14 protein-coding genes are annotated in these 13,101 nt (G+C 66.2%); 10 read left to right on the forward strand and 4 right to left on the reverse strand.

Features of this window, described 5'->3' with window-relative positions:
- The first annotated feature begins 49 nt into the window (after positions 1-49).
- The gene (locus R2733_06780; GenBank protein ID MEZ5376206.1) at positions 50-667 is read left to right on the forward strand and encodes a GNAT family N-acetyltransferase; all 618 of its coding nucleotides are present in this window, start codon (positions 50-52) and stop codon (positions 665-667) included.
- Positions 668-681: 14 nt separating this feature from the next.
- On the opposite strand, the gene R2733_06785 is transcribed toward R2733_06780, so the two are convergent.
- Complete coding sequence (locus R2733_06785) at positions 682-1,851, reverse strand: cytochrome P450 (GenBank protein MEZ5376207.1); 1,170 nt, start codon at positions 1,849-1,851, stop codon at positions 682-684.
- A 54-nt stretch (positions 1,852-1,905) separates the two neighbouring features.
- Here R2733_06785 and R2733_06790 point away from each other — a divergent pair, with 54 nt between their 5' ends.
- Positions 1,906-3,528, forward strand: coding sequence for a class I adenylate-forming enzyme family protein (locus R2733_06790; GenBank protein MEZ5376208.1), 1,623 nt, complete (start codon positions 1,906-1,908; stop codon positions 3,526-3,528).
- Between the two features lie 81 nt (positions 3,529-3,609).
- Complete coding sequence (locus R2733_06795) at positions 3,610-3,858, forward strand: hypothetical protein (protein MEZ5376209.1); 249 nt, start codon at positions 3,610-3,612, stop codon at positions 3,856-3,858.
- A 44-nt stretch (positions 3,859-3,902) separates the two neighbouring features.
- On the opposite strand, the gene R2733_06800 is transcribed toward R2733_06795, so the two are convergent.
- Positions 3,903-4,892, reverse strand: coding sequence for a TauD/TfdA family dioxygenase (locus R2733_06800; protein ID MEZ5376210.1), 990 nt, complete (start codon positions 4,890-4,892; stop codon positions 3,903-3,905).
- Positions 4,893-5,069: 177 nt separating this feature from the next.
- On the opposite strand from R2733_06800, the gene R2733_06805 reads away from it, so the two are divergent.
- The 5 genes from R2733_06805 to R2733_06825 all read left to right on the forward strand — a co-directional run bounded on the left by R2733_06805 (position 5,070) and on the right by R2733_06825 (position 9,546).
- Positions 5,070-5,642, forward strand: a complete 573-nt coding sequence (locus tag R2733_06805; protein ID MEZ5376211.1) for a helix-turn-helix domain-containing protein — start codon at positions 5,070-5,072, stop codon at positions 5,640-5,642.
- Complete coding sequence (locus R2733_06810) at positions 5,639-6,118, forward strand: SRPBCC domain-containing protein (protein MEZ5376212.1); 480 nt, start codon at positions 5,639-5,641, stop codon at positions 6,116-6,118. The genes R2733_06805 and R2733_06810 overlap by 4 nt, the downstream gene beginning before the upstream one ends.
- A gap of 107 nt (positions 6,119-6,225) precedes the next feature.
- Positions 6,226-6,915 carry a response regulator transcription factor gene (locus R2733_06815; GenBank protein ID MEZ5376213.1) on the forward strand — a complete coding sequence of 230 codons (690 nt, stop codon included), beginning with the start codon at positions 6,226-6,228 and terminating at the stop codon, positions 6,913-6,915.
- A gap of 8 nt (positions 6,916-6,923) precedes the next feature.
- The gene (locus tag R2733_06820) at positions 6,924-8,273 is read left to right on the forward strand and encodes a HAMP domain-containing sensor histidine kinase (GenBank protein MEZ5376214.1); all 1,350 of its coding nucleotides are present in this window, start codon (positions 6,924-6,926) and stop codon (positions 8,271-8,273) included.
- A 130-nt stretch (positions 8,274-8,403) separates the two neighbouring features.
- On the forward strand, positions 8,404-9,546 hold the full coding sequence (locus R2733_06825) for a trypsin-like serine protease (protein MEZ5376215.1): 1,143 nt from the start codon (positions 8,404-8,406) through the stop codon (positions 9,544-9,546).
- A gap of 12 nt (positions 9,547-9,558) precedes the next feature.
- Here R2733_06825 and R2733_06830 read toward each other — a convergent pair whose 3' ends face one another.
- Together R2733_06830 and R2733_06835 are read right to left on the reverse strand one after the other, a co-directional pair.
- Positions 9,559-9,930, reverse strand: coding sequence for an AhpC/TSA family protein (locus tag R2733_06830; protein MEZ5376216.1), 372 nt, complete (start codon positions 9,928-9,930; stop codon positions 9,559-9,561).
- A 149-nt stretch (positions 9,931-10,079) separates the two neighbouring features.
- Positions 10,080-10,544, reverse strand: coding sequence for a hypothetical protein (locus tag R2733_06835; GenBank protein ID MEZ5376217.1), 465 nt, complete (start codon positions 10,542-10,544; stop codon positions 10,080-10,082).
- Positions 10,545-10,662: 118 nt separating this feature from the next.
- Between R2733_06835 and R2733_06840 the strand changes: the two genes are divergently transcribed.
- Both R2733_06840 and R2733_06845 read left to right on the forward strand, forming a co-directional pair.
- On the forward strand, positions 10,663-11,700 hold the full coding sequence (locus R2733_06840; protein ID MEZ5376218.1) for a 1-acyl-sn-glycerol-3-phosphate acyltransferase: 1,038 nt from the start codon (positions 10,663-10,665) through the stop codon (positions 11,698-11,700).
- Between the two features lie 34 nt (positions 11,701-11,734).
- Positions 11,735-13,075, forward strand: a complete 1,341-nt coding sequence (locus R2733_06845) for an MBL fold metallo-hydrolase (GenBank protein ID MEZ5376219.1) — start codon at positions 11,735-11,737, stop codon at positions 13,073-13,075.
- Positions 13,076-13,101: the final 26 nt, after the last annotated feature.

Raw genomic sequence — 13,101 nt, forward strand, 5'->3', positions numbered from 1 at the left:
CGGGGCGAAGGGTTCGATCGAGCCCCGCCGTCGTTCGGTTCAGCGCATCATGGCATTGACGGACTCGTCGGGTGGCTGGAAGTCTTCCGGCATGGCGATCGAGGTGCGTCCGGCGACGAACTTCGACGAAGTTGCGACCATGCTGGGGCCGAAACGGCCCGATGCCAGTGTCTGCTGGTGTCTCAGCTATCGCCTCACGTCGTCGAAGGAGAACCGCGAGCTCGTTGGGCCGGCGCGCGGCGAGCGGGCCAAGCTGCTCGTCCACCAAGACCCTCTCCCTGGTGTGCTCGCGTACGACGACGGCGAGGTGGTCGGTTGGGCCGCCGTGCACCCGCGGGCCGACACCAGCTTCGCTCGCAACCGCAAGATCCCACACGTCGATGATCTACCCGTGTGGTCGGTGTGGTGCATCCGTGTCCGTCCCGGCCACCGCAAGAAGGGAATCTCCCACCACCTCCTGGCGGGGGCCGTCGAGTTCGCACGAGCGAACGGCGCCGCGGCGATCGAGGGCTACCCGCTCGACAACGAGGGAGCACCGATCGACACGACCATGGCCTATGTCGGCACCGTGGCGTTGTTCGAGCAGGCAGGCTTCACCAAGGCAGCCACCACCGACTCGGTCTTGAACGGTTTCCCTCGCGTCCTCATGCGGCTCGATCTCCGCTGATTCAACGGGAGGCGCTACCTCAGCGTGACTCGGAGATGGGCGAGGCCGTGGAGGCCGTTGTTGCGGCGCCACGCTGCTTCGCTCACCTCGAAGCGCTCGACCCGATCGATCCACTGGTCGAGCACGGCAGTGATCTCCTGCTGTGCGAGGCCGGCACCGACACAGCGATGGATCCCCCGACCGAACGCCAGATGATCGGTCGGGTTGCGTTCGATATCGAAACGATCGGGATCGCCGAACCGGCGCTCGTCTCGGTTCGCGGACCCGAACAACAGCACCACCCTCGACCCCTCGGGGATCGTCGCACCACCGATCTCGACATCGGTCGTTGTGACCCTCGTGAACCGCTGCACCGGAGGTTCGATACGCAACACCTCGGCGATCGCGCTCGGCATCAACGACCGGTCGCCTCGCAGCCGGTCCCACTGATCAGGATGCGTGCCAAACAGATAGAGGGCAGCCGAGATGGCATTGACCGTGGTGTCCGTCCCGGCCCACACGATTGCCATCACCAGACCGGGGCAAGCCTCGGGCTCGAGCTCGCCGGTTGCGCCGGCATCGTGGAAGGCGCGACCCCAACCACCGTCGGCGAAGCGGTCCGGGGTGAGGAACTCGAAGCAATACCGGTACATCTCGTAGAAGCCCTCGAAGCCGCCGCTGGCCAAGTCGTTGTCGGGGCCGGTCAGGTTGAACCCGTCATCAGCCCACCGCATGAAGTGCTCACGGCCCTCGACCGGCAGACCCGTGAGCGCGGCGACGACGTCGATGCTGTAGCGCTGTGCGAGATCCGCCACGGCCTCGAACGAGCCTCGCGTCACCAACTCGGCCACGACCTCGGCCGCCGTTGTGTCGAGGAACTGTTGGTGCTCGACCAGCGATCGAGCGACCAGTTTGCGGTTCATCGCCTTTCGCAACTGTTCGTGACGAGGCGGATCCGTGGTGAGCACCCCGTTCCCCGCCATCCGGTTGCCCTTCGCTCCGACACCGACACCCTGGGCCGAGCTGAACCGCTCCCAGTCCTGCACCGCCTGGCGGATCTCGTCGTAGCGGGTGAGCACGAACGCCTCACGATCGGGGTCGTACAGCACCGGTCCCTGCGCGCGAAGTTCTGCGTAGGTCGGGTACGGATCGATCAGCACGTCGTCGGACCAGAGATCGACACCGATGGCAGGCACACTCGTCACGACGCGTTGTCCTCCTCAGGTTGCGCTCGTGGCGGCGAGACTAGATTCCAGCGAATGGCTCCGCCCGCACCTCCTGCTCCAGACAAGACGCGAGATCGCCAGGCGGGTTTGTCCTGGGCCGACGGAGGAGCGGCTTCGGACCCAGCCGGCCTGACCGTCGGTGCCGTCCTTCGGAGCGCGGCCGCCGACGCTCCGACCGCCGAGGCGTTCGTCGTGCACGACAACGGCGAACGTCGCGTGTGGACCTTCGCCTCGCTCCTCGACGATGCCTCCGGGCTTGCCCGATGGCTGGTCTCGAAGGGGCTCGCCGGTGCTCCCGTCGCGCTGTGGGCACCCAACAGTGCCGATGTCGTCCTCGCGCAAATGGGCATCGCGCTCGCTGGCTCGGTCCTCGTGCCCATCAACCCCAACCTCCGCCCCGACGAAGTCGAGCACGTCCTGCGAGTGTCGGGTGCCGAACTCGCGCTCGTTGCCGACGACTACCGGGGCGAGGATCTCGCAAGCATCGTCCGATCCGTCGCTCCTGGCCTTGATCACGTCGAGCTCGACGGCACGGGTCGAGCACTCCTCGACCTTGCCAACAGCACCCCCTGGACCGAACTCATCGAACCCGACCCGGACTCGCTCGCACAACTCCAGTTCACCTCCGGCACGACCGGGCCCGCCAAGGGTGTCCGCATCACTCACCGAGCCATGGCCCTCACCGGCCGGGTGTTCGCCGACCGGCTCGGCCTTCGAGCCGACTCGACCTTCCTCAACCCGATGCCCCTGTTCCACACCGCAGGCAACGTGCTCGGTGTCATGGCCGGCCTGACCGTGCGAGCACGCCATGTCACGCTTCCGTTCACGCCCGAGGCAACCCTCGACGCGATTGACGAGGAACACCCGACCGTCGTCTCTCTCGCACCCACGCTCCTCCACATGGTGATGTCGCACCAGCGCTTCGCCGACACCGACGTCGACAGCGTCGAGACGGTGTTCACCGGCGGCTCCACGATGGCCGCCACCGCCATGGCCGACGTCGAGCACCGCTTCGGTGCCCCACTCGTCATCACCTTCGGCATGACCGAAACCAGCGGCACCGCGCTCATGACCGCACCCGACGACCCGGACGAGATCCGCCACACCACCGTCGGCCGGCCGATTGCCCTCACCGAAATCAAGATCGTCGATGCCAACGGTGCGACGGTACCGATCGGCGAACCCGGCGAACTCTGCGTACGCGGCCCCCGAGTCACCAACGGCTACTTCGGCGACGCTGCTGCCACGGCGTCGACGATCGACAGCGAGGGCTGGCTCCGCACCGGCGACGAAGCGGTCATGGACCCGAACCAGTACTTCCGGATCACCGGCCGACTCAAGGACATGATCAAGACCGGGGGCGAGAACCTCTCCCCCGTCGAGGTCGAAGACGTCCTCGTCGCCCACCCCACCGTCGACGCCGTCGCCGTCATCGGCGCACCCGATCCCCGCTGGGGCGAGATCGTGATGGCCATCATCGTCCCTACCGCCGGGGCCGAGATCGACACCGACCAGCTCGAAGCCCTTTGCCGTGAGCGACTTGCCACCTTCAAGATCCCCCGCCGGTGGGCCATCATCGATGACCTGCCACGGACGCCGTCCGGCAAGGTGCAGCGAGCGATCCTCCGGGACCAACTCGCCGAGCCGCAACGATGAACAACGGAGACGACGGCTTCGCATCGATCTTCAACGGACGAGACCTCGACGGCTGGTTCGCCACGCCCCGTAGCTACGATCATGTTGCGCAAGACCCCTGACACGTTCCACGGCAGCCAGGTGCTCGTCGACCACCGCACGTCCGGCTCGATCGGCGGCCTGTTCGGCAACGGGATCGGCAGCTTCCACGCTGTTCCGTTCGCCCTCGATGCGGTGTACGACGGCGACATCGCCTTCGAGGTCCACGACAACGATCCGCTCCTCGGCTTGGGACGGTGGGGCCACGACGCCGCGTGCCGATGGCGGACCATCCGCATCAAGAAAGTGTGAGTTCTCAGCGGCGCGGGATCCGACGGGGGCCGGAGCGACGCCCCTCAGCTGAGCGAAAGCCAGAGTCGCAACAGGTGCCGGCGCTCGTCAGGATCGACATGATCGACGTAGCCGGTCCGTGAATGGATGACCGTGTGGTTCGAGATGAGCTGAATGTCGCCCTCCTCGAGCCACATGTCGAAGCGCAGCGCTTCGGAGTCTGCCAACTTGTCGTAGAGCGCGATCGCACGTCGCCGTCGATCGCTGATCTCGACGCCATCGTGTCGCTCCGCGCTGCGCATGTAGTCGCTGTGCCAGAAGGTCCGCAGCACCTCACCGTCCCACGCACACGGAGCGATGGAGAATGTGGGTGATTGACCTGGCCGCTGCTCGTCGCGCCGATCGATCGCGAACGGTTCGAACAACTCGCTCACCAGGTCGGGGTCATGCCGGAGGAATTCGTTGAAGACGGCGACCGAGCTCGAGATCCGGCTCTGGCCGCCTTCCTGAGCGGCACGAAGACAGAGCAGACCCACGACGTCGGCAGCGTCGCAGTGGAACGCGATGTCACCGGTCGTGCGATAGAGGCGCACGAGCGGCGAGGTCGACGCTTCCCCGTAGTCCTTCACATGGCCGAGGAGTTCGCGGTCGGGGTTCTGTGCACCGGGCAAACCAAGGTGATGCCCGAGGCCCCAGTACGCCACAGCCGTCTTTTCGTCACCCCACTCCCGCACGGGAAGCCCGCGCAGGCAGACCACACCCGTCCCCGACGTCAGGGTGGCTCGACATTCCTCGATCATCGCTTCGTGGCCCGGGAGGCCGAATCGATCGCGGGTCACGTCCGCCAGGTCGACGCCGTCAGCGATCAAGCGGTCGGCCGTGTCACCGAGCTGACCGACGAACGACTCCGACAGCTCCACGAGCCAGCGATCAGGATGTGCCAGCAGGTCGGGACCACGCCATGCCGCGGGAGCGTCGATCGGCGTGTCCGGGATGCCGATCGCTGGACGCAGGAAGTAGTTGCGAGCCTGGTCGGCGGCATCGGTGATCGTCACGTTGCTCTCCCCTGGTTCCCCTGAATGCCGGCGAGCCGGCGACGCAGGACTGGTGGCTTTCGACGCTAGTGCACGGCGGCGCACGACTCTCCGGCCCCACCCTATGTCGACCTGTCGTTCCGGAGCCGCTGAACTCACGCTTGACAATTTTATTTGTCAAGGGCTACGTTCGTCGCTGTGGAACTTCGTGTACTCACCGACTCCGCTGCCGTCGAGGTGGCGCTCGACCCAATCCGTTCGGCGATTCTCGATGCGCTGACCGAGCCAGCGTCGGCAGCAACCGTTGCGACTGCGGTGGGCCTCACCCGGCAGAAGGCGAACTATCACCTGAAGGCACTCGAGGCGCACGGTCTGATCGAGTTGGCCGAGGAGCGGAAATGGGGCGGCATCACCGAGCGGCTCTTTCGGCGTGTCGGCCATCGGCTGGTCGTCGACCCCGACGTCTTGGCGACTGCGCCGATCGATCCCGCTGACGTGGCCGACCGACTCTCGGCGGCGTATCTGATCGCCGTGAACGCCAGAAACGTGACGGAAGTCGGAGCGCTGAACGAGCGGGCGTCCGCCACCTCCAGGCTCCCGACCCTGACGGTCGACACCGTCGTCGGCTTCCGATCCGCCGAAGATCGAGCGTCGTTCGCGGCCGAACTACAAACCGCACTCACGTCGCTCGTCGCCCGCTACCACCACGACGACGGTCGGCCCCACCGCCTGACCGTCTCGTCCTACCCCCGACCGGAGGAACCCAAATGAGCAACCCCGAATCGACCGGCCGCCATGAACACCGGATGGCGCGCACCTACGAGGTGCCGGCCACTCCCGAACAGGTATGGGAGGCCATCGCAACGGCTGACGGCATGACCGCGTGGATGGTGCCTGCGACGATCGATCCACGGGTCGGCGGCGAGGTGACCTTCGATCTCGGCGACTACACCTCCGTCGGCACGGTCACCGAGTTCTCGCCACCACATCGCCTCGCCTACGCCGAGCCATGGCCGGTTGCCGACAACATGCCGACCGCCAACCGCGACCTGTCGCAGCTCTCGCCACTCGCAACCGAGTTCCTCGTCGAGTCGACATCGGGTGGCAGCTGCATCATCCGCGTGGTCACCAGCGGCTACGGCGCTGGGGACGAATGGGAGCACGAGTTCTTCAGCGAGATGGAGGAAGGTTGGGGAGCACTCCTGGACAACCTCGCCGTACACCTCGGGCGGCCGGTGTTGCGGTGACCGAGAACGCTTCGACTCGGGCAATCCATGCGGGTGGCCGACTCGCGCGCCCCTGACGCGACGAACCGTACCGGTCGCCGCCTTCTCTCGGTGGCAGACTGCACGTCGTGCGTCTACTCATCGTCGAGGACGAGACCGGCATCGCCGAGGCCCTACGGCGCGGCTTCAACGCCGACGGTTTCGCCGTCGATGTCGCCCCCGACGGTCTGATCGGACTGGAACTGGCGCGAGCGAATGAGTACGCAGCCATCCTGCTCGACGTGATGCTCCCCGGGCTCAACGGCTACCGAGTCTGCGCGACGCTGCGGGCTGAAGGCTCAACGACTCCCATCTTGATGCTGACGGCAAAGGATGGCGAGTTCGACGAGGTCGAGGGTCTCGACACCGGAGCCGATGACTACGTGCGGAAGCCGTTTCGCTATCCGGTGTTGCTCTCGCGGGTGCGGGCGCTGATTCGACGGTCGGCGTCGAGTTCGGTTCGCGAGACCGACCTCGAAGTCGGCGACCTTCGACTCTCGCCGTTGGGTCGCCGCGTTTGGCGAGGCGACAGCGAGATCGAACTGTCACCGCGAGCTTTCGCCGTGCTCGAATACCTCATGACCCAACACGGGCTGGTCGTCACGAAGACCCAGCTTCTCGACGAGGTGTGGGACACCGACTTCGGCGGCGACCCCAACATCGTCGAGGTGTACGTGTCTCGTCTCCGTGCAGCGATCGACACCCCCTACGGTCGGCGCTCGATCGAGACGGTGCGGGGCGTCGGCTACCGAATCGTCGACGACTCGCAGAAGCGCTGATCGTGTCGATGCGGATTCGTCTGACCATGATCTCGGCGATCGTCACCCTGATCGCCTTGACAATCGGCGCCGTGGGCCTCGATCGTGTCCTGTCCACGAGCTTGATCGACGAGGTCGACCGAAGCATCACGAACCGAGCGATCGATGTTGCGACGAGCATCGACGACACGAACGAGCTGAGCAACGCCTCGTTTCCGGTCGACTTCGAGACCTTCGTCGGCATCGTCGAGTTCCCCGACCAACCCGTGCTCGAGATCCACAACGACGCCAACCCTGATGCGGCCGAGATCCTGGCGGCACTCGACGGTGTGGAAACCGAGCAACCCATCGATGCGTCGCTTCCATCGCTCGGGCAGACCAGCGGCAACGACAATCTTCGACTCGTTGCCGCTGACGTCGAGACGGGCGACGAGATCGTCGTCGTCGCACGTTCGCTGGACGGCGTCGACCGCACGCTGGCCACCGTGCGCCGCATCGCCGCCGTGGCCGTCCCGGCTCTCGCTGCCGCTGTTGCACTCATGGTCTGGATCATGGCTGGTCGAGCACTCGAGCCGGTCGAAGCGATCCGCTCGGAGGTCGACGACATCGCAGGACGAGACCTGTCACGGCGGGTTCCTGAGCCGAACGCCACTGACGAGATCGGGCGACTCGCTCGAACCATGAACTCAATGCTCGGACGTCTCGAGGCGGCACAACATCGAGAACGGAGATTCTCGGCCGATGTAGCGCACGAACTCCGGAGCCCGCTTACCTCGATCACCGCTCAGCTCGACGTTGGGCTGGCACACGCCGACCGGACCGATTGGGCCGACATGGCGAGCGACGTTCGATGCGAGGCCGAACGTATGCAACGACTCGTCGACGACCTGTTGTCGCTGGCTCGCTCCGAGGCCGGAGATCGGGTCGGCCGCCCACTGGTCCTCGTCGATGTCGATGACGTCGTCTTCGACATCGTGACCACCCATCGCCTTTCCACCACCGTCGAATTCGATCTCAGCGGTGTTTCGGGAGCAACCGCACGAATGGCGCACGACGACGCAGTCCGAGTGATCGACAACCTGCTGGCGAACGCGTCGCGCCACGCCACGCATCGCGTGATGTGTCAGCTTCGCACCGAGTCCGACCGAGTCGTGCTCATCGTCGATGACGACGGACCTGGTGTGCCGACCGACGAACGAGACGCCGTGTTCGAACGATTCGTCAGGCTGGACAACGCCCGATCGCGCGACTCTGGCGGCACCGGACTCGGCCTGGCCCTGGTACGTGAACTCGTGCATCGTCACGGTGGGTCGGTCACGCTGAGCGACGCCCCCATCGGCGGCGCCCGCTTTCGCGTCGAGCTGCCTGCTGCGTCTTGAATTAGCCGCGATTCGGGCGATGCAGCCCCTCGAAGGCCAAGGACCTGAACGCCACGTTCAGGCTCGTTCAGGTTCCGGCCAGCCCGGCGGCCGACGCTGACTTCTCCACATCACCGCAACGGAGAAGCACATGAAGAAGCACCTCATCATCCCCACTCTCGCAGCACTCGCAGCTGCGCCCGTCACCTTTCTCGCGACGTCGTCGACCGCCGACGCGATCGTCGGTGGCACCGACATCGGCATCGACCAGGTGCCGTGGCAGGTCTCGCTCCAAGACGCACAGGGGCACTTTTGTGGTGGCAGCATCCTGGACGCCACGACGATCATCACCGCCGCCCACTGCCTCGACGGCATCTCGGCCGGCGAGCTGCGGATCGTCGCAGGAACCGCCGACCTCCGGGACGACACCTTCGCACAGAGCGTCGGGGCTGCATCGATGATCGCCTACCCGGGCTACGCCTCGACCGAACTCGGGGACGTAGCGGTGATCACCCTGAGCACGCCGCTGGCGTTGGGTGTTGGCGCGCAGCCGATCACCCCGGCGACCGCTGACGAGCTGGCGACGGCAACGACCGCCGTGGTGAGCGGATGGGGGGCGACCTCGGAAGACGACGAAGCCGAACACGCCAGGCTCCAAATGGCGACCGTCCCGTTGGTGTCGGATGCCGCCTGCGCAGCAAGCGTCGGCAACGACGCCTTCAGCGAGGTGTGCGCCGGCGGAACGGGAACGGATTCGTGCTACGGCGATTCAGGCGGACCGTTGGTCATCACCACCGCCGATGGTCCGCGACTCGCCGGCATCGTGAGCTGGGGCGAAGCCTGTGGAGGGTCGACACCCGGTGTGTACACCGAGCTTCCGGCCTTCGCCGACTTCGTCACTTCGAGCAGCACCGGCACGCCGTTGCCGGGCCCTGATGCAGACCCAGACCCGGAGCCGGTGTCCGAGAACCCATCGACACCCGATGCACCGATGTCATCGGTCGACGACACGAACGACCGCTGGGCTGACGGGGAGGACAGCTGGGACGCTGCCGACTCCTGGCTCGAGGACGAGGGCGACCCGGCGAGCGGCGTCTGGGAGGACGACGCCGATGGCTGGAATGACGACGCCTGGACCGACGAGGCCGACTCGTGGGACGACGGCAGCTGGAACGACGAGGCCTGGATGGACGAGGCTGACTCGTGGGACGACAGCGGCTGGAACGACGACTGCGGTGAATGGGAGGACACGTGGGAAGTGGAGGTGCGCTGGGACCACGAGTACTCGGACTAAAGCACAGGTGGCTCAGTCGAGGGCAGCGATCAGCTCGCTGACCGGCGGTCGTGCATCCGGGGACGACGGACGAGCAAGATAGCGGATGACGCCGTTGCGACCGACCACGACATCGGCTCCGAGCTGGTGAAGGTCTTCGGTCGGTCGTTGCAGGCGCCGACCGGAGCGAAGGAGCCGCCAGTACATGCGGAGGGTCCCGAGCGACCATACCTGTCGCGTCGAGCCGGTCCCGACACCGAGCAGCTGGTAGAGCTGGCGCTCGGTGTCGGCGACCACGTGGAACGGGACGACCAAGTGGGCACGGTGCGCTGCGAGCCGGGACGGGTCGGCGAAGGTGACGACGGCGATCGTGGCGTCACCGAACTGGTCGAGGTGATCGCGCACGGCGATCACGTGTTCCTGGCAGGGCAGTCAAGCCAGGTGACGGTGCAAGATCAGCACGAGCGGACGGTCACGACACGACGTCGCACTCCACGATTGCCCATCGTGGTCGGTCAGTTCCACGCTGGGCAGACGATCGCCGATACGCAGCGTCATCGCACAGCCTTCGGTGCGGGCCAGACCAGGCCGAGGTCCTTCACCGACGCTTCGATCGCGGTGACGAGTTCGTCGGTCGAGCCGTCGCACGCTGCGAGTCCAGCCGGGCCGACCAGGAGGAGCGGGCCTCGATCGGTCTCGGCGAGGACAGCTGGCGCCTGGCCGGCGAGCACCTCTCGAATCGAGTCGGGCTGGTCGTCTCGGTGGAACGTGACGAACTCGACGGGGAGGCCATTCCGACACGCTGTCCACGCCGACTTCTCGCGGATCGTTCCGTGCGTGATGTCACAGAGTGAGCAGTGACGACGGCCGAGGCGCGCACCGACCCAGTATGCGACTTCACCTCGCAGCGTGTGATCGGCGTCGTAGACACCGACGAGCCGGTCGATCCAAATTCCGGCGAGTGGGGCGTTCCCTCCATCGGGGCGCTCAGCGTTCGGCTGTTGGTTCGGCGATTGCACACGCTGGGAACCCGACGGCTGGTGGATCTGTTCCCGCCGTCACCATTTCGTCGATGCAGACATCGGGCGGGAAGAGGACTCGTCCCTGATGTGTTCTCACCGGGGACCACGAGGGACCATGCTCGACGACACGTTCCGATCACGATGGGCTCGACGTGCCCGCACCATCCCCACGATGCTCGGGGCCACCGCGCTCGGGCTGCTCCTCAGTCCCCTACTACTCCCCGTTGCCATCATCATCGACCTCCTCCCGCGGCGCCGTCGGCTGCCGACCGCGCGAACACTGCTCTTCCTCCTGCAGTACGGGCTGAACGACAGCGTCGAGATCCTGCTCGCTCCCGTCTATTGGGTGCGGGCTGGGTTCGGCACTCGGCTCGACGATGCGGCGTCGATCGAGCGTCACGAGCGGCTGCAGCGCTGGTCGATCGACCTCCTGGCCCGGCGCGCCGAGCAGCTTCTGGGCCTTCGGCTCGAACTGGAGCCCGGAGCGATCGAGGCCCTCACTCCTGCGCCCGCCATCCTGCTGTGCCGACACGTCAGCGTCGTCGATGCTTCGCTACCCGCGCTCCTGTATCAACGCCTCGGTATCGCCACCCGGGGCGTGATGATGGCGGAACTTCTCGCTGACCCCGGTTTCGACCTGATCTATACGCGCACAGGCTCGGTGTTCATCGATCGGGACGACCGGCCCGCAGCGGTTGCCGCAGTTCGCCAGCTCGGTGCCGCGGCCTTCGAGGGACGACCGACCGTGATCTTTCCTGAGGGCCGCCTGTTCCGGCCCGGTCGCCTCGGCCGGGCGCTCGCCCAGCTCCAGGAAGGGCACCCCGATCGTGCCGAGCGGCTGGCGACGCTTCGTCACGTGCTCCCGCCGCGACCCGGAGGCGTCCTCGCTCTGCTCGACACGATGCCCGGCGATGTCGTGGTCATCGCCCACTCAGGTCTCGACCGATTCACGGGTTTCGCAGACCTCGCCAAGTCTGCGCCGCTCACGGAGCCCATCCGGGTCGGCGCCTGGCGGATCGCTGCGAGCGACATCCCTGCCGACGCCGGTAAGCGCATCGAGTGGCTCGATCAGTTGTGGTGTCGAGTCGATCAATGGATCGATGTCGCCGACGGTAGTCGCGAATCGCTCGTCGAGCGCAGACACCAACGATGACTACTTCCGGCTCCACCGGGGAAGGACAGGCGCCATGCCAACACCCACCACCGCATCGTTCAATGTCGAGACCATCGAGACACCTGCGCTCGGTGACCGCAGCTACCTCGTCCACGACGGAAAGGTGGCGCTGGTCGTCGACCCACAACGAGACATCGACCGGATCCTTGACCTCGCCGAACGGCTCGGCGCGCGGATCACCCACATCGTCGAGACCCACGTGCACAACGACTACGTGTCTGGTGGCCTCGCCCTCGCACGAGCGACCGGGGCGCTACACGTACACGCCGACGCCGAAGGACTCGCCTTCGAACATCAGCCGGTGATCGGGGGCTCGAGCTTCGATGTCGGGTCGTTCCAGGTGGAAGTGGTCGCCACACCCGGCCATACGCCCCACCATCTCAGCTACGTCGTCCGCGGCGCCGGCCGACCACCCGCTGCCTTCACCGGCGGTTCGCTGCTCTACGGCACCGTCGGAAGAACTGACCTGGTCGACGGGATCGATCCGAGGGAGGCCACGCGGTCGCAGTATCACTCGGTCCGCCAGCTGGCCGATCTGCTGCCGGATGGCGCCACGATCCACCCGACGCACGGATTCGGTAGCTTCTGCGCCTCGACGCAGTCCGAATCGGAGTCTGACGGCTCGATGCAGACCGAGCGCGAGGTGAACGTCGCACTCACCACTGATGACGAGGACACCTTCGTCGATCGGATCCTTTCGGGACTCACCGCACACCCGGCGTACTACGCACACATGGACCCACTCAATCGGGCCGGGGCCTGGCCGATCGACCTGTCGACACCGGCACCGGTCGACGCCGCGGAACTCGGTCGCCGTCTGCATCGTGGCGAGTGGGTCGTCGACCTCCGGGGGCGACGATTGTTCGCCGCCGACCATGTTCGTGGGACCATCAACATCGAGCTGAATGACTCGTTCCTCACCTACCTCGGCTGGCTGATTCCGTGGGGCATCGGTCTGACCCTGCTGGCTCCGACGAGTGAGGAGATCACCGAGGCCCAACGCCAGCTCGCGTTGATTGGCATCGACCGACCACGAGGCGCCGCAGCCGGGCGGCCGAATACCTGGGGGGACGATCGCAACAACTACCCCGTCACCACGTTCGACCACCTGGACACCTACGACGGCACCGTGCTCGACGTGCGTCGACCCGACGAACGCAGCACCGGCGCCATTGACGGCTCGGTCCATCTGCCGCTCGACGAACTGCTGGATTCGCTCGACGAGCTGCCTCCCGGTCGCCTGCTCGTACATTGCGCCAGTGGATTCAGAGCATCGATCGCCGCCAGCCTCCTTGCGAGGGCCGGACGAGACGTCGTGCTGATCGACGACAGCTTCGACCGAGAACGGCAGTAGGTATATCTCGCTGACGAGGATTGGTT

Source organism: Acidimicrobiales bacterium, assembly GCA_041394265.1.
Lineage (GTDB): Bacteria > Actinomycetota > Acidimicrobiia > Acidimicrobiales > SZUA-35 > JBBQUN01.

Bases quoted from the DNA above. Each gene is read 5' to 3' on its own strand.
- R2733_06780 (MEZ5376206.1), top strand. From the start codon at position 50: ATGGCATTGACGGACTCGTCGGGTGGCTGGAAGTCTTCCGGCATGGCG.
- R2733_06790 (MEZ5376208.1), top strand. From the start codon at position 1,906: ATGGCTCCGCCCGCACCTCCTGCTCCAGACAAGACGCGAGATCGCCAG.
- R2733_06795 (MEZ5376209.1), top strand. From the start codon at position 3,610: ATGTTGCGCAAGACCCCTGACACGTTCCACGGCAGCCAGGTGCTCGTC.
- R2733_06810 (MEZ5376212.1), top strand. From the start codon at position 5,639: ATGAGCAACCCCGAATCGACCGGCCGCCATGAACACCGGATGGCGCGC.
- R2733_06820 (MEZ5376214.1), top strand. From the start codon at position 6,924: ATGCGGATTCGTCTGACCATGATCTCGGCGATCGTCACCCTGATCGCC.
- R2733_06825 (MEZ5376215.1), top strand. From the start codon at position 8,404: ATGAAGAAGCACCTCATCATCCCCACTCTCGCAGCACTCGCAGCTGCG.
- R2733_06840 (MEZ5376218.1), top strand. From the start codon at position 10,663: ATGCTCGACGACACGTTCCGATCACGATGGGCTCGACGTGCCCGCACC.
- R2733_06845 (MEZ5376219.1), top strand. From the start codon at position 11,735: ATGCCAACACCCACCACCGCATCGTTCAATGTCGAGACCATCGAGACA.